Origin of the sequence: Streptomyces albidoflavus (assembly GCF_000719955.1) — a bacterium.
GTDB lineage: Bacteria > Actinomycetota > Actinomycetes > Streptomycetales > Streptomycetaceae > Streptomyces > Streptomyces albidoflavus.
The window spans coordinates 162,908-184,469 of record NZ_JOII01000004.1 but is presented as its reverse complement, the minus strand read 5'-3'; the positions used below and the strand labels follow the sequence as shown (position 1 = coordinate 184,469).

Sequence of the window (21,562 nt, the reverse complement as noted above, 5' to 3'; positions counted from 1 at the left end):
GAGTGGTACCTCCCATGCACACGGTTCTGGGCGCCAACGGGCCGATCGGTGAAGAACTCGCCCGCGAGCTGTACCGCGGCTTCACGCACGACATCCGTCTCGTCAGCCGCAGCCCCCGGAAGATCCACGGCACGGATCAGCTCGTCACCGCCGACCTGACGGACCCCGACGCCACCGACCGGGCCGTCGAAGGCAGCGAGGTCGCCTACCTCACCGTGGGCCTGCCCATGGACTCCGGGCTGTGGGAGCGGCAGTTCCCGACCATGATGCGCAATGTCATCGACGCCTGCGCGAAGCACGGCACCAAGCTCGTTTTCTTCGACAACACCTACATGTACCCGGGCACGACCACGCCTCAGACCGAGGCGACGGGCTTCGAGCCGAACGGCCGCAAGGGCAGGGTGCGCGCCGGGATCGCGACGATGCTGCTGGAGGCGATGAGGGCCGGGAGGGTCGATGCCGTCATCTGCCGGGCGCCGGAGTTCTACGGCCCGGGAAAGACCAAGAGCCTGACCAACTCGCTGGTCTTCGACCGGATCAAGGCGGGCAAGCGGCCGCTCGTCCCGGTCAGCGCGAAGACCCTCCGGTCCCTGATCTGGACGCCGGACGCCAGCCGGGCCATGGCCCTGATCGGCAACACGCCGGACGCCTACGGCCAGACCTGGCACCTCCCCGTCGACCAGCACCGCCTCACCTACGCCGGACTGGTCCAGGTGGCCGAGGAGGTCACCGGACGCCGCATCCGGTACACCGTGCTGCCCCTGGCCCTCTTCACCGCCGGCGGGCGCTTCGTCGGGCCGCTCGGGGAGGTGCGGGAACTGTTGCCGCGCTACCGGGGTGACAACATCTTCGACACCTCGAAGTTCGCGACGCGTTTCCCCGGCTTCGTCGTCACCTCCTACCGCGAGGGCATCACCGAGATCCTCCTGTCAGACACCCCCTAGGCCGGCGGCGCCGGGTTCAGCAGCTCCTCCGCGAGCCGCTGAAGCTGGACCCCGCGGCTCGCCTTCACCAGGACCACGTCACCGGGCCGGAGCGTCGAGTGGAGCAGGCCGAGGGCGGCTTCCTGGTCCGGTACCCACGTGGCCCGGCCGCCCGCCTCCCGTACGCCGTCGCGCATCCAGGCGGCCTCGTCGCCGCCCACCAGGATGATCGTGTCGAGCCCCTGTGCGGCGGCGTACCGCCCGACCTCCTCGTGCGCGGCTCGGGCGTCGTCCCCCAGCTCGTTCATCCGCCCGAGCACCGCCACGGACCGCTGCTCCACCCCGCCGGCCATCGAGGCCAGGGCCTCCAAGGCGTGCCGCATCGAGGTGGGATTGGCGTTGTAGGCGTCGTTGACGACGGTGACGCCGTCGGCGCGGGTGACGGTCTCCATCCGCCAGCGCGAGCGCGGCAGTGCCTGGGAGAGGCGGGCGGCGATCTCCTCGGGGGTGAGGCCTGCTCCGCGGCCGACGGCGGCCGCGGCCAGGCTGTTGTGCACCTGGACGCCGCCGACGAACTGGAGCCGGACCGGGGCGCTGCCCTCCGGCGTGACGAGGGTGAAGGAGGCGCGGCCGTGCGCGTCCGTGCTGAGGTCCGTGGCGCGGATGTCGGCGTCCTCGCCCAGCCCGAAGGTCACCACGGAGCCTCCGGCGCGCTCACGCATCGGCTGCGCGTAGTCGTCGTCGGCGTTCAGGACGGCGAGGCCGCCCGGCGCGAGGGCTTCGACGATCTCGCCCTTGGCCTCGGCGATGTTGTCCCGGCCGCCGAACTCGCCGATGTGCGCCGTGCCGACGTTGGTGACGATGCTGATGTCGGGCGGGGCGAGGAGGGTGAGGTCGCGGATGTCCCCGATGTGGCGGGCGCCCATCTCCAGGACGAGGTGGTCGGTGGTCGTGTCGGCCATGGTGACGGTCAGGGGCAGGCCGATCTCGTTGTTGAAGGACTGCGGGGTGGCGACCACGGACCCGGGCAGCACCTGCGAGACGAAGTCCTTGGTGCTGGTCTTGCCCGCCGAGCCGGTGATGGCGACGACGCGGGTGGCGGCCAGCGGCCCGGTCAGCAGGGTGTGCGCAAGCCTGCCGAACGCCCGGAGTACGTCGTCCACGACGATCGCCGGTACGCCGACCGGCCGGTTGACCAGCGCGACGACGGCACCCTTGTTGTGGGCGGACTCCGCGAAGGCGTGACCGTCCGCGTGCTCGCCCGCCAGCGCGACGAAGAGGGAGCCGGGCCCGGCCTCGCGTGAGTCGAAGACGGCGGGTTCGGTGACCTGGACGGCGGGGTCGAGGACATCTGCGAGACGGCCACCCACGGCTTCGGCGACGGCGGTCAAAGACATCGGATGCAAGGTGTGTTCTCCCTGTTCAGGCCGGTCGTCCGAGCGGCGGATCGAGGTCGAGTGCCACGCCGCGACCGGCGAAGAAGGCCCCGAACCGCTCCACGGGCAGAACTGCCCGCCGGGCCTCGGGGGTGTGTCCGGACGGGTTACGGAAGTGGATGCGGCCCGCGTGGTGGCCGACGGCCAGGACGAGGTGGCCCCCACGGCTCGGGGGATCGGCTTCGGGCCGGCGGATCTCCTTGGACACGGAGGCCATGACCATCCGGCCCGTGTCCAGCAGCTCCACGAGCCGCCGCGTCGGCAACTCGGGCGCGACCTCGGCGCCGAGTCCGTGCGCGGCTGCGGCGTACCGGGCGAAGGGCGCGTAGATCAGCCCCTTGACCGAGCCGTCGTCCTGGCGGACGTAGGCGCCGTGGCGGCGGGCGCCGTCGAGGAGCCGGAACAGCGGGGGAGCCGTCCCGTCCCGGTGGAGCAGCGCCATGCGCAGACAGGCGATCCCGCACATGTGGCCGCACCAGTGCCCGTACGCCGCACGGTCCGGCGCGCCGGTGGTCGCCCAGGCGGGGTCGGCCGCCGGGTCGTGCCCCTCGTACACGATGGCGCCGATCAGGTCCGCGCTCGCGTACTGCGTGATCACCGGTACGGGGCTGTGGAGGGGGCGCGGGGCGCCGCCGCCGGTGGCCGGGGCGCAGCACGGCAGCCGCTGGAGGGACATGCGGGTTCCGCCCTTCCGCTCGCCGGTGACATCCAGCAGGTTGCGGTACGGGAGCGGGTCCACGGTGTTTTCCGGCGCGACCACGCCGGGGGTGCCATCCGGAAGGCGGTGTGCGGGCCCCCGCCCCCGGTGCGCCGGGGGCGGGGGAGAGGCTGTGAACTCCGGGTGCTCAGTTCCCGTCGAGCGTGCGGACCCACTGGAGGATCTCCGGGGTCACCGGGTCGGCGAGGTCCGCGAACTCCTCGTGCTTGGTGAGGAACTTCTTGACGTAGGGGCAGACCGGCACGATGCGGCCGCCGTTGTCGCGGACGTCGGTCAGGGCGTGGGTCACGAGCTGCCCCGCGAGGCCCTGTCCGGCGTAGGCGTCATCGACGACCGTGTGGTAGAAGACGCGGCGGCCGTCGCGGTCGCGGTAGGCGGTGAACCCGGCGACCTCGCCGGCGACAAGGATCTCGTAGCGGTGACGGGCGTCGTCGCGCCGGACGACGGGGGCGGCGGAGTCGGTCATGGCGGGCCTCTCGCTGGTGGGTACGGAATCGGGCCGGGAAGCGCGGGGGTTGTGGCGCGGGGCGAGGCGGGCGTTCGGCAGGCCGGGCGCCGGGAGGCGGAAACCGTCGTGGCCGTCGACGGCGCCGAACCGCTCGGAGGCGTCCTCCCACTCCTGCCGGGCGAGGACGATCTCCTCGTGACTTCCGGCGAGGAAGTTCCACCACATCACGATCTCCTCCTCGAAGGGCTCGCCGCCCAGGAGGACCAGCCGGGCAGGGCCAGGGCCGGGGTTGTGGATTTCCAGCGTGGCGGCGCCGGGCGGGAGGTAGCCGAGTTCGGCCGGGCCCAGCGGTACGCCGTCGAGGTGGGCCTCGCCCTGGTCGACGAGGACGCCGTGCTCGAAGGCGGTGTCGGCCGGAAGGCTCAGGCGGGCGCCGGGGGAGAGGGTCAGTTCGGCGCCGAGCAGGGGAGTGAAGGTGGGGACGGGGGACGTCTCGCCGGCGAGCGAGCCGAGGAAGACGCGGAGTTCGCCGCCGTCGAGGGAGACGGGGGCGGGGACGTGGTGGCGGAAGTCGCGGGGTGCGTGGCGGTGGGCGCCGGGCAGGGCCACCCAGAGCTGGACACCGTGCAGGATCCGCGTGCCGGGGGTGGACACCTCCGAGTGGCTGATGCCGTGACCGCCCGTCATCAGGTTCAGCTCGCCGGGGCGGACCATCGCGTGGACGCCGAGGCTGTCCCGGTGCTCGATCTCCCCGGTGAAGAGCCAGCTGACGGTCTGGAGGCCGGTGTGCGGGTGCGGGGGCACGTCCATGCCGCCGGTGCGCGCCACGTCGTCGGGGCCGTAGTGGTCGGCGAAGCACCAGGCGCCGATGAGGGTCCGCGCCCGCTGGGGCAGGGTGCGGCGCACGGTCATCGCGCGTGGTCCGCCGAGAGGGACTTCCCGGGGCGTGAGGACCTCGACGCGGCTGCCGGCCGGCTGGGGTCCGGGGGCCCGGACCTGGTCGCTGCTCACCTGGTGACAACCTCCGTAGGTCCCACAAAGTAGTTTCGTTTTCAATTACCTAGGTTACAGTAAGGAACCCCGGCGCCACGCGAACAGCGGGCGCCGCAGCGACACCGACCGAGGCAGGGAGTCATGGAGGACAGCACGGCAGTGACCGACGGGACCGCCGCGCGGGCCGGCGGCGGTACAGGGCGGGTCTTCGTCGACAAGCGGAGCCCCCAGGCGTACCGCGCCCTGGTGAAGACCTCCGGCGCGGTGGGCGTCGAGGCGGCGGAGGCCGGCCTCGACCGGATCCTGATCGAGCTGGTCAACCTGCGCGTCTCGCAGATCAACGGCTGCGCCTACTGCCTCAAGGTCCACACCGAGGCCGCCCTGCGCGGCGGGGAGACCACCCTGCGGCTTGGCGTCCTCGCGGCCTGGCGCGACACCGAGGTCTTCACCGCCAGGGAACGAGCCGCCCTGGCCCTCGCCGAGGCGACCACCACCCCGGCCGACACCCGCGCCCGCGAGGAGGCACACGCCGCGGCAGCCGGTGTCTTCACCGAGGCCGAGATCTCGGCGGTGATCTGGGTCGCGATCACCATCAACGCGTTCAACCGCGTCTCGGTCATGAGCGGACACCCGGTCAGGAACCCCTGACCGGGCGGCCGGTTCGGCGGTTTGTCTCCCTGTGGAGCGCGGGGGCGGGCGGTCCCGGTCGGCCGCCCGCCCCCGCCTCCGTCAGCCCTTGCGGCCCGACACCGGCTCCGGGGCCTCCGAGCCCGGGCGAAGGCTGTCCATGAAGGAGCTGACCGAGAAGACCGCGCGGCCCGCGCCGGCCGGGCCGTAGCCGGGCGGGGAGGAGAGGCCGAACTCCTCCATCGTCGCGCGGTAGGAGTCCAGCAGCCGGATGTGGTACTCCAGCGGCGCACCCAGAGGCTGGGCCTTGCCCAGCGGGGTGGTGGGCTCGGGGCACCAGGTGGTGAAGCGCGGGGTGATGCCGCGCGACATGAAGTACCGCAGCCCCTCGGTGGTCGAGTCGATCGCCTCGGAGACGTCGGTGAAGCCGAAGGGCTCGGCCATCTCCACGCCCGCCACGAAGTTGGGGATGACGTTGCGCGCGCCGAAGACCTCCGCCGACTCCAGGATGCGGCGGTGCCACTCGTCCCGGCCGACGTAGCGCTCCTTGCCCGGGCAGTACAGCTCGAAGAGCCTGCGGTCCCACACCTCGTAGTTGGGGTGGTAGATCCGCACGCCGTAGTCGTAGAAGCGCTGCACGTCCTCGCGGGGCAGCGCCTGGGCGACGACCTTGCCGATCCAGCGGCCGGGGAAGCGGTCCTCGATCGCCTTGGCGTACTGGCCGTAGAAGTCCGCCTCGTCCTTCCCCTGGACCTGCGAGGTGATCGAACCGCCGGTCAGCGTGTACGCGGTCGAGGCGCGCGCCGTGTCGTACTTGTCGATGATCTCCAGCGCCTCCAGCACCTCCTCGACCGGCTTGACCCCGGTGTAGGGGCGGCCGGCCGCCTTGTGCTGGCGCCAGTTGTGGTTGATGTCGCAGTACTGGCACTCCTCCTTGGCGCCGAAGTACTGGCAGACGCGGAAGACCGTCAGGTAGACCAGGTAGCCCCACTGGATGGTGGGCGCCACCTCCATCACCGACTTGCCGTTGGCCAGCTTGTGCCGGTAGTAGTCCGGCATCGGCGGCAGGCCCACGTCGGCGATCCGCCGCCCGTCCAGGTACAGGCCCAGTACGCCGTCCGCGTCGGCCGCCACCCGGTACGGGGACGACGGGTTGACGCGGACCGAGACGACGGTGCGCCGCAGGTCGTACGGGCCGCCGGTCAGGACGATCTCCTCCGGCGGGCGGCGCAGCGCGGCCTCGCCCAGCTCCGGGAGGGTGCCGTGGTCGAAGGAGAAGATGAAGTACGACTTCGGCTTGACCTCGCCGCCCTCGTTGTCGCTGAGGGCGGACGGGTCGAAGGCCATGCCGCCGCGCAGCAGGTCCTCCTTGATGACCGCTTCCCGTGGTACGTGGGGGTACCGCTCCATGAGCTGCTCGACCAGCTCGGTGCGTCGGGTCTCGGTCGGGCTCGTCATGCGGGTGCTCCTCGGGTCGGACGGTCCGGGCGGCGGCAGGACGCTGCCCGGACCCACGGTAATGCGGACGTATCGCCTCTCGGCCGGCCGGGGTCAGGGTTCGATGAGGCCGGCTCTGATCGCGTACCGGGTCAGCTCCAGCCGGTCGCGCAGGCCGAGCTTGTGCAGCAGGTTGGCGCGGTGGCGTTCGACCGTCTTCACGCTGATCACCAGCATGTCGGCGATCTCCTTCGACGAGTGGCCCTCGGCGACGAGTTTCAGGATCTCCTCCTCGCGGTCGGTGATGGCCTTCGGCGGCAGCTCCCCGCCGTCCTTGGCCCGCTCCAGGTAGTTGCGGATCAGCGCGGTGATCGCCCCGGGGTACAGGAAGGGCTCGTCGCGCATGGCCGCGCGGCACGCCTCCACCAGGTCGCGGTCGGCCACCGACTTCAGCACGTACCCCGCCGCGCCCGCCTTCAGCGCCTCGAAGAAGTACTGCTCGTTGTCGTACATGGTGAGGATGAGGATGCGCAGCTGCGGCTGGAGCCGGGTCAGCTCGCGGGCCGCCTGGAGACCGGTCAGCCGGGGCATGGCGATGTCCAGGATGGCGAGGTCCGGCTGTTCGGCGCGGGCCAGCTCGATCGCCTCGGCGCCGTCGCCCGCCTCGCCCACCACCGTCAGGTCGGGTTCGCTGTCGAGGATCAGCCGCACGCCGCGGCGGACCAGCGCGTGGTCGTCGGCGAGCAGGATGCGGGTCTTGGGTGACTCGGACATGATCAGGGGCTTCCGTCGCTGGTGTCGGGGCGTGCGGGGCTGGTCGGGTCGGCGGCCACGGCCGCGGGAACGGTCGCGGGGCCCGGCTCGGCGGGCGCCGGCAGGCAGGCGGGAACGGTCAGCCGGATCTCGGTCCCGCCGCCCGGCGGACGTCCGACCGCCAGCCCGGCGCCGATCAGCAGGGCGCGCTCGCGCATCCCGCGCAGCCCGGCGCCCTCGGGGCTGTCACCCACGCCCCGGCCGTCGTCCCGGATACGCAGCTCCACCCCGCGCCGCGACCTGGCCAGCCGCAGTTCCAGCCGGGCGGCTCCGGCGTGCCGGACGGTGTTGGTGAACGCCTCCTGGGCGACCCGGTAGACCACCAGCTCGGCCTCCCGCCCGAGCTGGGGCAGGTCGGGCTCCAGATGGTGCCGGATGACCAGCCCGTCCGGCGTCGGCGTCTCGGTCGTCAGCGACTTCAGGGCGCTGACCAGCCCCAGCTCCTCCAGGACACCGGGCCGCAGCCGGCGGGCGATGCGCCGGATCTCGTCCAGGCTGCCCCGGGTGATCTCCTGCACGGTGCGCAGCTCGTCGCGGACCGGCTCCGGCGCCTGGTCGGCGACGCGCTTCAGCTCCAGCAGGACGGCGGTCAGCGTCTGGCCCACCTCGTCGTGCAGCTCCTGGGCGATCCGGCGCCGCTCGTCCTCCTGGGCGGAGAGGGCGCGGGCGCTGGAGGCGGCGCGTTCCGCCTCCAGCCGGTCGAGCATGGTGTTGAAGGTGCGGATCAGGTCGGCGATCTCGCCGTGCCCCACCACCTCGGTGCGGGGGACGGGCCGCAGCAGGTCGATCGTGGTCATCGCCCGCGTCACCCGCTGGAGCGGCGCCAGGCCGATCCGCAGCATCGCCGCGTTGGCGGTGAGCATGAAGGCGATCCCGCCGGTGAGGATCAGCGCCTCGGTCAGCAGCACCGGGGTGGAGATGGTGATCGGGCCCAGCAGCAGCAGTGCGGCCGCCGCCACCAGTACCGCCGCGTTCAGCAGGAAGATCCGCCAGAACAACGACAGGGCCGGCCGGCGCCCCTCGTTCCTGTCATGCGTCACGTCGCTCGCACCTTTCCGGTTCGTGCCCTCACTATCGCCCGTCCGCGCCCCGGCCGGGCCACGGGCCCCCGCACGCGCCCGGAAGAGTGCCCCACCCCGCCGGTGATGGGGGGCGCCACCCACGCGCCGCGGGTACCACCGGCACCACCTGCACGTTGGGGACCTGCGCATATGGGTGCCAGACCCGATGGTCCACCGGCCCCGCCGGGACGATCATGGAATCCGGACCAGCTCCCGCTCGACCGGGAGCGGTCCGGCCAGGCATCCGGCCGCCGGCAGGGCGGTGCGGGGTCCGGCCGGCGGCGGCCCGGAGGTGCGAGTGACGGCGCACGGGGCCGGAGACGGCGGCCGGGCGGAGCCGGGCGGCGCGGGCAGGCGCCCCCGGCGGCGGGACCGGCCCGGGACGAGGCGGGGAGGAGCACCGATGGCACACGACATGGCCCACGACGCGCAGCTGCGCGCACTGGAGGACGGCCTGCGCGCCCAGGACCCCCGCTTCAGCGAGGCGATGGACGCCGGGCAGCCGTGCACGCCCCGTGAGTACCGCCGGGGCCGGGCGTGGCTGCTGCTCCTGGCCGGTCTGACCGCCCTCGGTGTCGGCATCGGGATAGGGCACGGCCTGCTGCTCGCCACCGGGCTCGTCGTCGCCGGGCTCGCGGTGCACCTCTTCGACCCCGACCGGCCGCGCCCCCGGGGTCTGTTCAGCCCCCGCTGACCCGGGCGGGAGGTCACCCTTCCGGCGGACGCACGCGGGCCGGGTGAGGCCCGAAGTCCGCGGCCGGGCCGCGAGGTGACGGGGCGTCCGGCCGGGGCCGGACCGGTGCCCCACTCGTGGCATTTCCCCGTTGCTTTTCTCCTATTTCCTCCCCATTTGTTTCCTTTGGGAATTTTTCCCTGCGCTACAATCCTTTACCGAGTCATTGCGCCCCGTTGAGTGGGTGATTGCTCGTTTCGCAAGGGCCTGATTCCCCGGGAATTTCACGGTCCTGTTCCACGGCACGGCGAGGGGGGACCATGGGGTGCGCCAGTCACCGCCTTGCCCCGACCCTCGCTTCCGGCGCCCCTCGTGCCACGTGTCCTCCCAGGTCACACCGGGTGGACAACGCGCCGCGCGACAGCGTCCCGGAATCCTGCGGCGACCCGGCGCCCCGTACCGGTTATTGACGCGGCGTCGCCGCTGACCGCGCGCACCGTCCGGTGCGCCAGGTTCCCCGAATGCGGACACCGTCCGAGGAATTCGGGGCTGACGTGTTCTGACCGCCGCGGGTGATACACAATCCCCTTCGGAAACGCCGTCGTGCCCTCCTGCCCGGACACGCCGGCCGCTTCCGCGATCCGTCACCCGCGCCTCATCTGGAGCCCGCCATGGAGCCCACCGCCCACACCCGCCGCACCGCCCTGCCCGGCGTCGGTACCCGCTACGACCTGGAGACGGAGGCGGGCCGTCACCTCTCCGTCGTCGTCCACCACGACGGCCGCCGCATCCTCGCCTTCCACGACCCCGAGGACGACGACAACTGCCGCGACGCCGCCCCGCTCGAACCCCACGAGGCGGCCGCGCTGGTCCCGCTGCTCACCCCCGACCCGGTCGCCCATCTCCAGCACCGGGAGATCGACCTGGTCACCGAGCACATCCCCGTCACCAAGCGCTCTCCGTACGCCGGCCGCACCCTCGGCGACACCCAGGCCCGCACCCGGACCGGGGCCTCCATCGTCGCCGTGCTGCGCCGGACCGCCGCCGTGCCCTCGCCGACCCCCGACTTCCGCTTCGCGATCGGCGACAGCCTCGTCGTCGTCGGGACCCGCGAAGGCGTGGACGCCGTCGCCGAACTGATCACCGGAGGATAGAAGCCCGTGCACAACACCACAGCCATGCTCATCGAACTCGGGGCGATCATCCTCGCCCTCGGGATTCTCGGACGCCTCGCGGGGCGGGTGGGCTTCTCTCCGATCCCCCTCTACCTCCTGGCCGGACTCGCCTTCGGCCACGGGGGGATCCTGCCCCTCCAGGCCAGTGAGGAGTTCGTCGCCACCGGGGCGGAGATCGGGGTGATCCTGCTCCTGCTCCTGCTGGGCCTGGAGTACAGCGCCTCGGAGCTGGTGACCAACCTCAAGACGCAGTACCCCTCCGGCGCGGTCGACTTCGCCCTCAACGCGCTGCCCGGCGCGGCCGCCGCGCTGCTGCTCGGCTGGGGGCCGGTCGCCGCCGTCGCCCTGGCAGGCGTCACCTGGATCTCCTCCTCCGGGGTCATCGCCAAGGTCCTCGGCGACCTCGGCCGGCTCGGCAACCGGGAGACCCCGGTCATCCTCGGCGTCCTGGTCATCGAGGACCTGGCGATGGCGGTCTACCTGCCGATCCTGACCGCCCTGCTGGCCGGCGTCAGCTTCGCGGGCGGCAGCGTCACCCTGCTCATCTCGCTCGGCACGGTCGGCGCCGTCCTCTACGTCGCCCTGCGGCACGGCCGTCTGATCAGCCGCGCGGTCTCCTCGGACAACGCCGAGATGCTGCTCCTCGTGGTGCTGGGCCTGACCCTGCTGGTCGCCGGCATCGCCCAGGAACTCCAGGTCTCCGCCGCCGTCGGCGCCTTCCTCGTCGGCATCGCCCTCTCCGGTGAGGTCGCCGAGGGCGCGAGCAGCCTCCTCACCCCGCTGCGCGACCTGTTCGCCGCCGTCTTCTTCGTCTTCTTCGGCCTGAGCACCGACCCGGCCGCGATCCCGCCGGTCATCGTGCCCGCGCTGATCCTCGCCGTCGTCACCACCCTCACCAAGATCGGCACCGGCTACTACGCCGCCCGCCGGGCCGGGATCAAGCCCGCCGGCCGCTGGCGCGCCGGTGGCACGCTGGTCGCCCGCGGCGAGTTCTCCATCGTCATCGCCGGCCTCGCCGTCGGCGTCGAGCCGCGCATCGGCCCGCTCGCCACCGCCTACGTGCTGATCCTGGTCATCGTCGGCCCGCTGGCCGCCCGCTGGACCGAGCCGGTCGCCCGCCGCTTCTCGCCCGCCCGCAAGCCGGCCGCCCCGCTCCCGGCCCCGGCGGCGCCCGCCGGGCCTGCCGCGCAGGACGTCCCCGCCGAGCCGGCGGCCGACCCGGGTGCGGCGGTCTCCGACGCCGCGCCCGCCGAGACGGCCGCCCAGGACGCCGCCCGTACCAGCGGCTGATCCGCCGGCGCACCGGCGCCGCATCCCGGGCCCGGCCTGCGTCGCGCAGGCCGGGCCCGCGGCGTTCGCGTGGTGGGTCCGCGGTGGGTCCGCCGGTGGGCCCGGAGTGCGTTGACGGATCGTCCGGACGCCGTCACGCTCGTGCCGACTGTCGCCACAGCCACGGGAGGAACCTGGTGTCACGCATCCTCAAGACCTTGCTCAGATGTGTCATGGTCCTGACATTCATGACCGGTACGGCCGTCGTCACCGCCGCTCCGGCGCAGGCCGACGGCTGCTACACCTGGTCCCGGACGCTCCGCGAGGGGACGAGCGGGGCGGACGTCACCCAGCTCCAGATCCGGCTCTCCGGCTACCCGGGCCAGGGCGCCGTCCTCGCCGTGGACGGCTCCTTCGGCCCGGCCACCAAGGCCGCCCTCAAGCGGTTCCAGTCCGCCTACGGCCTCGCCTCGGACGGCGTCGCCGGACCCGCGACGTACAGCAAGATCTACGCGCTCCAGGACAACGACTGCACCCCGGTCCACTTCAGCTACGCCGAGCTGAACAAGTGCAACAGCACCTGGTCGGGCGGGGCGGTCAGCGCGGCCACCGCCAAGTCCAACGCGCTGCGCACCATGTGGAAGCTGGAGGCGCTGCGCCACGCCCTCGGTGACAAGCCGATCCGGGTCACCAGCGGCTTCCGCTCCAAGTCGTGCAACTCCGCCGTCGGCGGGGCGACCAACAGCCGCCACCTCTACGGCGACTCCGCCGACCTCGGCGCGGGCCCGCACTCGCTGTGCACCCTCGCCAAGCAGGCCCGCAACCACGGCTTCCGGGGCATCCTCGGCCCGGGCTACCCCGGCCACAACGACCACACGCACGTCGACCACCGCGCCTCGCGCCACTGGTCCGCCCCGACCTGCGGCATCTGACGCACGGCCCCGCCGGGCCCGGGAGAGCCGTGGATTCCGCATCACTCTTGACGCGTACGTGACGGCCTGTATGGTCTAGTCCAAGTGAGAATTCCCGTACGGCGCGGGCCGGTTACGCCTGCGCGTGAATGCGGAATTCCCACCGGCCTTGCACTTCCAGGTCCCCACACCCGTCGCCGGAGAAGCGCGCCAGGGATTCCCCCACGAATCAGGTGCGCGGAGCCGGACGAAGTGAAGGAGTTTCTCCATGCGTGGTCTCAAGAAGCGCGCCGCATTCGTCGGTGCGATCGTCGCCCCCGCCCTCGCGCTCAGCCTCCCGGCCGGTACGGCCAGCGCCCACGGCTACATCTCCGACCCGCCGAGCCGTCAGGCCCAGTGTGCCGCCGGAACGGTCAGCTGCGGCGACATCTCGTACGAGCCGCAGTCGGTGGAAGGCCCCAAGGGGCTCAGCTCGTGCAGCGGCGGCAACTCCCGCTTCTCGGAGCTGGACGACGACTCCAAGGGCTGGGCGGTGACCCCGGTCTCCTCCAGCACCTCCTTCCAGTGGAAGCTGACGGCGCAGCACGCCACCAGCACCTGGGAGTACTACGCGGGCGGCCAGAAGATCGCCGAGTTCGACGACGGCGGTGCCAAGCCCGGCGCCACCGTCACGCACCAGGTGGACTTCGGCGGGCTGAAGGGCCAGCAGAAGGTGCTCGCGGTGTGGAACGTCGCCGACACCAGCAACGCCTTCTACGCCTGCATCGACGTCAACGTCAGCTGACGCGCCGGACCCCGGGCCCGTGCCGTACGGCGTGAGCCCGGGCCTCCCCAGGGCGGGGACCCCATGGGCGTACGCGGCGGCCGGAGACGAGCCGGCCGCCGCGGTGGGGGACCCCCGTACCGCCCGCACCGGCCCCTTCGCGCCGCCGCGGGCTCTCCTTCCCCCCACGTGAATCCCCGGGCCGCCGCCGATGGTGCGGTGGCGGCCGGACCAAGGAGTGACCCATGCGTACCCGTCTGATCGGGCTGCTGACCGCGGCCGCGTCCGCGCTGACGCTCTCCGTGCTGGCCCTCGGGCCCACCGCACAGGCCGACACCCGCGCCGCCGCCGACGACTTCATCGTCAGCGAGGGCCAGTTCGAGTCGATGTTCCCGAACCGGAACTCCTTCTACAGCTACTCGGGCCTCACCGACGCGCTCAGCGCCTACCCGGGCTTCACCGGCACCGGCAGCGACACCACGCGCAAGCAGGAGGCCGCGGCCTTCCTCGCCAACGTCAGCCACGAGACGGGCGGCCTCGTCCACATCGTCGAGCAGAACGAGGCGAACTACCCGCACTACTGCGACACCACCCAGCCCTTCGGCTGCCCCGCCGGAAACGACAAGTACTACGGACGCGGGCCGGTCCAGCTCAGCTGGAACTACAACTACAAGGCCGCGGGCGACGCCCTCGGAATCGATCTGCTGAACAATCCCGATCTCGTCCAGAATGACGCCTCGGTCGCCTGGAAAACCGGTCTCTGGTTCTGGAACACGCAGTCCGGGGCGGGCAGCATGACCCCGCACGACGCGATCGTGAACGGCGCCGGATTCGGCGAGACCATTCGCGCGATCAACGGCAGCATCGAATGCAACGGCGGAAATCCCGGCCAGGTCCAGAGCCGTATCGACCTCTACGAGAGGTTCACCGACGTCCTCGGTGTCGAGCCGGGCGACAACCTCAGCTGCTGAGCCGGTTGACGACGCTCCGTCACGGCCCGCCCGGTGCCCCCACGCACCGGGCGGGCCGTCGCGTGCCAGGCCCGGTGAACCGCTGACGGCCGCCTGACGGGCGGCGTACCGTGGAGGGTCCTGGACCGTCCGCCGGCCGACGTGCCCGAGGCCGGGCCCGGACGGCGCCCGCCGGACGAGAGGCACACGGTGACCACCGATCCCGCTCCCGCCCAGGACCCGCCGCCCGCCCCCGGCACCTACCGGATGAGACCCGGCGGGGGCTGCCCGCACGCCGACAACGCCGCGCTCCTCGCCCGGGGGCCGGTCGCGCGGGTGGTGCTGCCGGGGGAGATCGCGGGCATGGCCGTCCTCGGCCACGCGGAACTGCGGGAGTTCCTCGCCCACCCCGACGTCGCCAAGGACCCCCGCCACTTCACCGCGCTGCGCGAGGGCGGCGTCCCGGACGGCTGGCCGCTGCGCACCTTCGCCACCGTCCCCGGCATGACCACCGCGGACGGCGCCGACCACCGCCGGCTGCGCGGCCCGGTCGCCGCCGCCTTCACCCCGTCGCGCGTCGAGGCGCTCCGCCCCCGGATCACCACGCTGGTGGACACCCTCCTCGACGAGGTGGAGGAGGCGGCGCGGGCCGACGGCACCGCCGACCTGCGCCGCCTCTTCGCCCTGCCCCTGCCGATGGCCGTCATCGGCGAACTCCTCGGGGTCGACCCGGCCCACCACGAGCGCCTGCACGCCCTGTCGGAACGTGTGGTCGCCACCGGCGCCGGACCCGAACAGACCCTGGCCGCCAACCGCGCCCTGCTCGCGGTGCTCGGCGAGGTCGCCGCCGCCCGCGCCGCCGACCCCGGCGACGACCTCACCAGCGCCCTGATCGCCGCCCGCGACGAGGGCGGGGGCCGGCTCGACGACGCCGAGGTGATCGGGACCCTGCTCCTCATGGTGGTCGCCGGCCACGAGACCACCCTCAACCTCGTCACCAACGCCGTCCGCGCCCTGTGCGCCCACCGCGACCAGCTCCGCCTCGTCCTGGACGGGCGCGCCACCTGGGCCCAGGCCGTCGAGGAGACCCTGCGCTGGGACAGCCCGGTCAGCGCCTTCCCCTTCCGCTACGCCACCCGCGACCTCACCCTCGGGTCGACGGTCATCCCCGCCGGTCTCCCGGTGCTCGCCGGCTACTCGGCGGCGGGCCGCGACCGGGCCGCGCACGGGCCCGACGCCGACCGCTTCGACGTCACCCGGGCCGGACCCCGCCACCTCTCGCTGGGCCACGGCCCGCACTACTGCCTCGGCGCGCCCCTCGCCCGGCTGGAGGCGACCGTCGCGCTGGAGCGCCTCTTCGGCCGGTTCCCGGGGCTGACCCTGGCCGAGCCGGAGGAGACGCTGCCGCCGGCCGCCGGGTTCGTCGGCAACAGCGTCCGGCGCCTGCCCGTCCGCCTGCGCTGAACGGGCGGTCTCTCAGGACGCGGCGCGCGCCGTGTGGTCCTCGATCGCGCGGGCCAGCGGGAGCCAGACGGCCGGGGGCAGCGCGTGCCCCATGCCCGGGATCTCCTCCAGCCGGGCGGCACCCACCACCTGGCTCAGGTGCGTGGCGTGGTCCGGCGGGTAGACCGGGTCGGCCGGGGCGGAGAGGACGAGGAACGGGACCTCGTTACGGGCCAGTTCCGCCGTACGCACCAGACCGGACTGGTCGGCCAGGGCATGGGCCCGGCTGGGGCTGTGGTGGCCCGTGTGGCGGATGACGCGCTGCTCCTGGTCGCGGAAGAAGGGCTCGTCGAAGGGGATCCGGTCGCCGCCCAGCAGCTTCCAGTGGCGCAGCCGGTGCTCGATCTCGGCCGCCTCGTCCCGCTCCTCGACGGGCCGCGACCACTCCTCGATCAGCCGCGGGTCGACGGGCGGCAGGTCGGCCGGGGTGGCCTCGGTCCCGTCGGCCCTCGTCCACCCCGCCTCGCTGGCCGCGCAGGTGCCGAAGACGGTGGCGCTCAGCAGGCGTCCGGGATGGTCCGCGACCAGCAGCTGGACCAGGATGCCGCCCAGCGACATGCCGGCCACGTGGGCGCGCTCCACGCCGAGCGCGTCGAGGACCGCCACCGCGTCCCGCGCCAGGTCGGCGATGGCGTACGGCCGCCCGGCGAAGGACCAGGTCGACCTGCCGGTGTCGCGGTGGTCGTAGCGGATCACCCGATGGCGCTGGGCCAGGCCGTGGACGAGCGGGTCGGGCCAGGCGAGGCCGGAACTGGCGGCGCCCATGATCAGCAGCAGGACGGGGGCCTGTGGGTCGCCGTGCTCCTCGACCCAGAGGCGGACGCCGGGGGCGGGCTCGACCCAGTGGGTGCGGGGGACGGTCGGTGCCGGGGTCATGCGTACTCCCTGGATCGGTCGGGTGGAGGGATGCGCCCGAACCCTCAAGCGCAACGAGACGTATCGTCTCGTTAGGTGGCCGGGATGTCAAGCCTCCTCGGGGGAGGGGGTGTTCAGGCGGCCGGCCCGGGGCCTTCCTTGCGGGCCAGGAAGCCGGCGGACCTCCAGGTCAGCTCCGCGTCGGGCTCCTGGGTGAGCTGGGCGATGACCGTGAAACCGGCCTCCCGCAGCAGCGCCGCCAGGTGGTCCGGGGGCGGCCGGTGCGAGGTGTACGACACGGGAAGGCCGCCGTAGGCGTGCGTCGGGCGGCGGTGGGTGCCGGCGCCCACGTGGCCGGCGAGGAGCAGGTGGCCTCCGGGTGCCAGGGTGCGGTGGAACTCGGCGAACACCGTGGGGAGGAGGTCCGGCGGTGTGTGGTGGGTTGCGTAGTGGGCCAGGACGCCGCCGAGGGTGCCGTCGCCGATTCCCAGCGCCGTCATGGTGCCGACGCAGAAGGACAGGGCGGGATGGGCCGCGTGGGCGAGCTCCACCATGGCCGGCGACACGTCGACGCCGAACGCGGGCACCCCGAGCGAGGCCAGCCGCGCCGTGAGGTGACCCGGTCCGCATCCGAGATCCGCGACGGGGCCGAGGCCGGAGTCCCGGACGATCTCGGCGAACGCGACCAGCGTCGCGCGGGACAAGGGGTCCAGTGCCGCGGGGTCCGAGACGAGGTCGGCGTAGGCGGAGGCGACGGTGTCGTACGACGCGCGGACGGCGGTGAGATGGGAGGGCTCGCTCATGCGGTGAATCTAGACCGGGCCGCCGGCGGTGGTCGGGGACACCGGGAAAGGCGGGAGCCCGCCCCCTGGGGGAGCGGGCTCTCGCGTGGGTGGCGGGGAGCGGCGGTCAGGTGCGCAGAGCCGCGCGGGCCGTGTCCAGGACCGCCGGCTCGGGGCGGTTGAAGGGCAGCTTGCCCAGCAGGGCCGCCATGCCACAGGTGTTGCTCAGGCCGGAGTAGACCAGGCCGGTCGCGACCCCGGCGGAGAGCAGCCGGGCGCGCGGGGCGCGGCGGCCGAGAGCCAGTCCGGCCAGGACCAGCGAGCCGGCGGCGAAGCGGACCTGCCGGTCCATCGCCCATGTCGCGCGGGCCGGGGCCGGGCCCTGCTCGACCGGCAGTCCGGCGGCGGTCCAGCCCTCGGTGCCGCCCTCGACGCCGGTGGCCGCGATGCCGGCGTCGGACAGCCGCTCGCGGGCGTCGGCGGAGCGGCGGCCCGTGGCGCACACCACGAACAGCTCACGCCGCCCGGCGGCGTCCGCCAGTTCGGGCAGGAGCGCCGCGATGCTGTCGAGCGGCAGGTTCACGGCGCCGGGCAGGTGCCCGGCGGCGAACTCGCCCGGCGCGCGGACATCGAGCACGAGCGTCTTCGACGCCTCGCGGGCGTGGAGGTCGGCGGGGGAGATGGTCACGGAAGCGTCCTCCTGGAGCGGGTGGGGAAGGTGGGCTGCGCGGTGCGGGCCCGCGCCCTCCTGGCCGGGGGTTGCCCTGTGGGGGTGCGGGTCGTGCCCGGCCCGTGCGGGGCCGGGGCGCCCGAGGGCGGAGAGGGCCGGTCGGAACGGCCTCCTCCTATACCCCCCACCGTATCAAGGGCGCGCGGATTCCCGTGCGGCCCCACCTGCCCCGGGCGACGGTCGGCACGCCCCCTTCCGGGTGTCGGGCGGGTGCCGCTCTCCGTGCCGCGCCGGTCCCGGAGGGCCGGGCCACTAGCCTCGCGCCATGAGTGAGATGAGCGAGAACCCCCGCTGGTACACCGTCGTCCTCAAGCCCCAGCTCGCCGACGCCGAAGGGCATCCGGAGCATGGCTCCCCGCTCCGCGAGACCCGCGTCGAGGCCACCGGCGAACTCGGCGCCAGCGGCTACCCGCGGTACGCCGGCTCCGGCGTCCAGGCCGACATCGACCCGGCCACCGGCGCCGTCGAGGCCGTCACCGTCGACGGCGACGAACTCCCGCTCGGCTACGTGGCCCAGGCCCGTGAGGGCGACGTCGCGGGCGGCGACTCCATGGTGCCCGGGGAGTACGAGTTCGAGGCCCCGCGCGCCCCCGAGGACGGGGAGGGTGAGGGTGCTCACCCCGCGTAGCCCGTGACCGTTGCCACTCCCTTCTGCAACTAGTTGCAGAACCGGGCGGCCGTCCTCTAGAACTGTCCGTACGACATCGCCGTACGGAGGGCCGCCATGAGCAGCGCCAGTGACTATCCGCACCTGCTGAACCCGCTGGATCTCGGGTTCACCACCCTGCGCAACCGCGTGCTCATGGGCTCCATGCACACCGGTCTGGAGGAGGCCCCCGGCGGCATCGACCGGATGGCCGCGTTCTACGCCGCACGCGCCCGGGGCGGCGTCGGCCTCATGGTCACCGGCGGCATCGCCCCCAACGACCGGGGCCGCTCCGCCGAGGGCGGCGCCCGGCTCACCACCGAGGCCGAGGCGGCCGAGCACCGGGTGATCACCGACGCCGTCCACCGCGAGGGCGGCAGGATAGCCCTCCAGATCCTCCACTTCGGCCGCTACGCCTACCACCAGGACCTCGTCGCCCCCAGCGCGATCCAGGCCCCCATCAACCCCTTCGTGCCGCACGCCCTCACCGGCGACGAGGTCGAGGAGACCATCGAGGACTTCGTCCGGGCCGCCGCCCTCGCCCGCTCCGCCGGGTACGACGGCGTCGAGATCATGGGCTCCGAGGGCTACCTCGTCAACGAGTTCATCGCCGCCCGCACCAACCACCGCGAGGACCGCTGGGGCGGCTCCTACGAGAACCGCGTCCGCTTCCCCCTGGAGATCGTCCGCCGGGTCCGCGAACGCGTCGGTGAGGACTTCATCCTCATCTACCGCCTCTCCATGCTCGACCTCGTCCCCGGCGGCTCCTCGCTGGAAGAGGTCGTCACCCTCGCCAAGCTGATCGAGGAGGCCGGCGCCACCCTCATCAACACCGGCATCGGCTGGCACGAGGCCCGCGTCCCCACCATCGCCACCCAGGTCCCGCGCGCCGCCTTCACCTGGGTCACCCGCGAACTGATGGGCGCGGTGAGCGTCCCGCTCGTCACCGGCAACCGCGTCAACACCCCCGAGACCGCCGAGCAGATCCTCGCCGAGGGCCGCGCCGACATGGTCTCCATGGCCCGGCCCTTCCTCGCCGATCCCGACTTCGTCGCCAAGGCCGCACGCGGGCGCGCCGACACCATCAACACCTGCATCGGCTGCAACCAGGCATGCCTCGACCACACCTTCAGCGGTCGCATCAGCAGCTGCCTGGTCAACCCGCGCGCCTGCCACGAGACCGAGCTGGTGCTCGCCCCGACCCGGCTGCGCAAACGGGTCGCCGTCGTCGGCGCCGGGCCCGCCGGCCTCGCCTGCGCCGTCTCCGCCGCCGAGCGCGGCCACGCCGTCACCCTCTTCGACGCCGCCGAGGAGACCGGCGGCCAGCTCAACGTCGCCCGCCGTGTCCCCGGCAAGGAGGAGTTCGACGAGACGGTCCGTTACTTCCGCGTCCAGCTCGCCGAACACGGCGTCGACGTCCGGCTCGGCAAGCCCGTCACCGCCGCCGACCTCCCCGAGGACACCTACGACGAGGTGGTCCTCGCCACCGGCGTCACGCCGCGCGTGCCCGCCATCCCCGGCGTGGACCACCCCAGTGTCGTCGGCTACCTCGACGTGCTCCGCGACCGGGCCCCGGTCGGCCGCCGCGTCGCCGTCATCGGCGCCGGCGGCATCGGCTTCGACGTCGCCGCCCACCTCACCGACAGCGGGGACGGCGCCTCCCTGGACGCCGGCACCTACTTCCGCCACTGGGGCGTCGACACCACGTACGCCACCCCCGGCGGCCTGCGCGAGGCGGAACGTCCCGCCACGCCGCGCACCGTCCACCTGATCCAGCGCAAGACCGGCAAGGTCGGCGCCGGGCTCGGCAAGACCACCGGCTGGATCCACCGCACCGAGCTGCGCCACCGGGGCGTCACCACCGTCGCCGGGGCCACCTACGACCGCATCGACGACGAGGGGCTGCACCTCACCGTCGACGGCGAGCAGCGCGTCCTCGCGGTCGACACCGTGGTCCTGTGCGCGGGCCAGGAACCCCGCCGCGACCTGTACGAGGAACTGCTGGCGGCGGGTCGCGCCCCGCACCTGATCGGCGGTGCCGACGTCGCCGCCGAACTGGACGCCAAGCGCGCCATCAAGCAGGGCACCGAACTCGCGGCGACGCTCTGACCCGGGGACCGGTGCCGGCTCGCGGGCGGGCACCGGGCCGCGCACTCCCTAGGATTGGCCCATGTCCCTGCCGCACGCGATCCTCACGGCCCTGCTGGAGAAGCCCTCCTCGGGGCTGGAGCTGACCCGCCGCTTCGACAGGTCGATCGGCTACTTCTGGTCCGCCACCCACCAGCAGATCTACCGGGAGCTGGGCCGCCTGGAGGGCGAGGGGCTCATCCGCACCCTCCCCTCCGAGAAGCCGGCCCGGGGCCGCCGCAAGGAGTACGAGGTCCTTCCCGCCGGCCGCGAGGAGCTGGCCCGCTGGGCCGCCGAGCCCCAGGACCCCCGTACCGTCCGCGACCCGCTGCTGCTGCGGCTGCGCGCCGCCGCCGTGGTCGGCGGGGTGGGGCTGGAGGACGAACTCCGGCGCCACCTGGAGCTGCACCGCACGCAGCTCGCCGAGTACGACGCCATCGAGCGCCGCGACTTCCCGCCCGCCCCGGACCGGCCGCGCGAGGACCGGCTGCGCCACATCGTCCTGCGGGCCGGGATCGAGCTGGAGACCTTCTGGACGACCTGGCTCACCGGCGCGCTGGACGAACTGGCGGGCGCCCCCGATCAGGCGGGCACCGCCCCCTGACGGGTCTTCACTCCCGCGCTGCGGCGCAGCATTCACCACACGCTGCCCAGCTCCGCTGCCACCAGACGAGCGGGCCGGAAAGACGTATCGCGGACGGCCTCCGGAAAGCGGCGCCGCC

Annotated in this window: 21 protein-coding genes; 12 read left to right on the top strand and 9 right to left on the bottom strand. The window is 73.3% G+C overall.

All coding sequences use genetic code 11. The features are described 5' to 3' along the window. The first annotated feature begins 14 nt into the window (after positions 1-14). Positions 15-944, top strand: coding sequence for an NAD-dependent epimerase/dehydratase family protein (locus tag IF45_RS0105700; protein ID WP_030305939.1), 930 nt, complete (start codon positions 15-17; stop codon positions 942-944). On the opposite strand, the gene IF45_RS0105695 is transcribed toward IF45_RS0105700, so the two are convergent. The 3 genes from IF45_RS0105695 to IF45_RS0105685 form a co-directional block, all read right to left on the bottom strand. Then, entirely contained in the window at positions 941-2,320 is a 1,380-nt protein-coding gene (locus IF45_RS0105695; protein WP_030305937.1) for a UDP-N-acetylmuramoyl-tripeptide--D-alanyl-D-alanine ligase, read from the bottom strand. The two genes, IF45_RS0105700 and IF45_RS0105695, sit on opposite strands and share 4 nt — an antisense overlap. A gap of 25 nt (positions 2,321-2,345) precedes the next feature. Further along, positions 2,346-3,119: a peptidase gene (locus IF45_RS0105690; RefSeq protein ID WP_030305931.1), complete on the bottom strand. Its 774-nt coding sequence runs from the start codon at positions 3,117-3,119 to the stop codon at positions 2,346-2,348. 85 nt (positions 3,120-3,204) lie between these two features. Then, complete coding sequence (locus IF45_RS0105685; protein WP_030305929.1) at positions 3,205-4,536, bottom strand: bifunctional pirin family protein/GNAT family N-acetyltransferase; 1,332 nt, start codon at positions 4,534-4,536, stop codon at positions 3,205-3,207. A 123-nt stretch (positions 4,537-4,659) separates the two neighbouring features. On the opposite strand from IF45_RS0105685, the gene IF45_RS0105680 reads away from it, so the two are divergent. Beyond that, positions 4,660-5,166, top strand: coding sequence for a carboxymuconolactone decarboxylase family protein (locus IF45_RS0105680; protein WP_018894565.1), 507 nt, complete (start codon positions 4,660-4,662; stop codon positions 5,164-5,166). Between the two features lie 81 nt (positions 5,167-5,247). On the opposite strand, the gene IF45_RS0105675 is transcribed toward IF45_RS0105680, so the two are convergent. The 3 genes from IF45_RS0105675 to IF45_RS0105665 form a co-directional block, all read right to left on the bottom strand. Then, positions 5,248-6,603: a radical SAM protein gene (locus tag IF45_RS0105675; protein ID WP_008409349.1), complete on the bottom strand. Its 1,356-nt coding sequence runs from the start codon at positions 6,601-6,603 to the stop codon at positions 5,248-5,250. A 93-nt stretch (positions 6,604-6,696) separates the two neighbouring features. Then, positions 6,697-7,356, bottom strand: a complete 660-nt coding sequence (locus IF45_RS0105670; protein WP_008409348.1) for a response regulator — start codon at positions 7,354-7,356, stop codon at positions 6,697-6,699. 2 nt (positions 7,357-7,358) lie between these two features. Further along, positions 7,359-8,399, bottom strand: coding sequence for a HAMP domain-containing sensor histidine kinase (locus IF45_RS0105665; protein WP_078509603.1), 1,041 nt, complete (start codon positions 8,397-8,399; stop codon positions 7,359-7,361). 460 nt (positions 8,400-8,859) lie between these two features. On the opposite strand from IF45_RS0105665, the gene IF45_RS0105660 reads away from it, so the two are divergent. The 7 genes from IF45_RS0105660 to IF45_RS0105630 all read left to right on the top strand — a co-directional run bounded on the left by IF45_RS0105660 (position 8,860) and on the right by IF45_RS0105630 (position 15,661). Then, complete coding sequence (locus IF45_RS0105660; RefSeq protein ID WP_030305926.1) at positions 8,860-9,150, top strand: DUF3040 domain-containing protein; 291 nt, start codon at positions 8,860-8,862, stop codon at positions 9,148-9,150. Between the two features lie 650 nt (positions 9,151-9,800). Continuing rightward, on the top strand, positions 9,801-10,283 hold the full coding sequence (locus tag IF45_RS0105655; RefSeq protein WP_008409345.1) for a cation:proton antiporter regulatory subunit: 483 nt from the start codon (positions 9,801-9,803) through the stop codon (positions 10,281-10,283). Positions 10,284-10,289: 6 nt separating this feature from the next. Next, positions 10,290-11,594: a cation:proton antiporter gene (locus IF45_RS0105650; RefSeq protein ID WP_030305924.1), complete on the top strand. Its 1,305-nt coding sequence runs from the start codon at positions 10,290-10,292 to the stop codon at positions 11,592-11,594. A 212-nt stretch (positions 11,595-11,806) separates the two neighbouring features. Then, positions 11,807-12,505: a D-Ala-D-Ala carboxypeptidase family metallohydrolase gene (locus IF45_RS0105645; RefSeq protein WP_010640205.1), complete on the top strand. Its 699-nt coding sequence runs from the start codon at positions 11,807-11,809 to the stop codon at positions 12,503-12,505. 247 nt (positions 12,506-12,752) lie between these two features. After that, positions 12,753-13,268, top strand: coding sequence for a lytic polysaccharide monooxygenase auxiliary activity family 9 protein (locus IF45_RS0105640; RefSeq protein WP_008409343.1), 516 nt, complete (start codon positions 12,753-12,755; stop codon positions 13,266-13,268). Between the two features lie 224 nt (positions 13,269-13,492). Next, entirely contained in the window at positions 13,493-14,218 is a 726-nt protein-coding gene (locus IF45_RS0105635) for a chitinase (protein WP_010640201.1), read from the top strand. A 189-nt stretch (positions 14,219-14,407) separates the two neighbouring features. Further along, a complete protein-coding gene (locus tag IF45_RS0105630; protein WP_030305922.1) occupies positions 14,408-15,661 on the top strand; it encodes a cytochrome P450 family protein in 1,254 nt (417 codons plus the stop codon). 12 nt (positions 15,662-15,673) lie between these two features. Here IF45_RS0105630 and IF45_RS0105625 read toward each other — a convergent pair whose 3' ends face one another. From IF45_RS0105625 to IF45_RS0105615, 3 genes are all read right to left on the bottom strand, one after another. Further along, positions 15,674-16,576 carry an alpha/beta fold hydrolase gene (locus IF45_RS0105625; protein ID WP_030305921.1) on the bottom strand — a complete coding sequence of 301 codons (903 nt, stop codon included), beginning with the start codon at positions 16,574-16,576 and terminating at the stop codon, positions 15,674-15,676. Between the two features lie 113 nt (positions 16,577-16,689). After that, complete coding sequence (locus IF45_RS0105620) at positions 16,690-17,358, bottom strand: class I SAM-dependent methyltransferase (protein WP_030305920.1); 669 nt, start codon at positions 17,356-17,358, stop codon at positions 16,690-16,692. A 106-nt stretch (positions 17,359-17,464) separates the two neighbouring features. Then, positions 17,465-18,025, bottom strand: coding sequence for a rhodanese-like domain-containing protein (locus IF45_RS0105615; protein ID WP_008414532.1), 561 nt, complete (start codon positions 18,023-18,025; stop codon positions 17,465-17,467). Between the two features lie 307 nt (positions 18,026-18,332). Here IF45_RS0105615 and IF45_RS0105610 point away from each other — a divergent pair, with 307 nt between their 5' ends. The 3 genes from IF45_RS0105610 (at position 18,333) to IF45_RS0105600 (ending at position 21,444) form a co-directional block, all read left to right on the top strand. Further along, a complete protein-coding gene (locus IF45_RS0105610; RefSeq protein WP_008414531.1) occupies positions 18,333-18,695 on the top strand; it encodes a hypothetical protein in 363 nt (120 codons plus the stop codon). Between the two features lie 96 nt (positions 18,696-18,791). After that, positions 18,792-20,822, top strand: a complete 2,031-nt coding sequence (locus tag IF45_RS0105605; protein WP_030305919.1) for an NADPH-dependent 2,4-dienoyl-CoA reductase — start codon at positions 18,792-18,794, stop codon at positions 20,820-20,822. 61 nt (positions 20,823-20,883) lie between these two features. Continuing rightward, positions 20,884-21,444, top strand: a complete 561-nt coding sequence (locus IF45_RS0105600) for a PadR family transcriptional regulator (RefSeq protein ID WP_030305917.1) — start codon at positions 20,884-20,886, stop codon at positions 21,442-21,444. Positions 21,445-21,562: the final 118 nt, after the last annotated feature.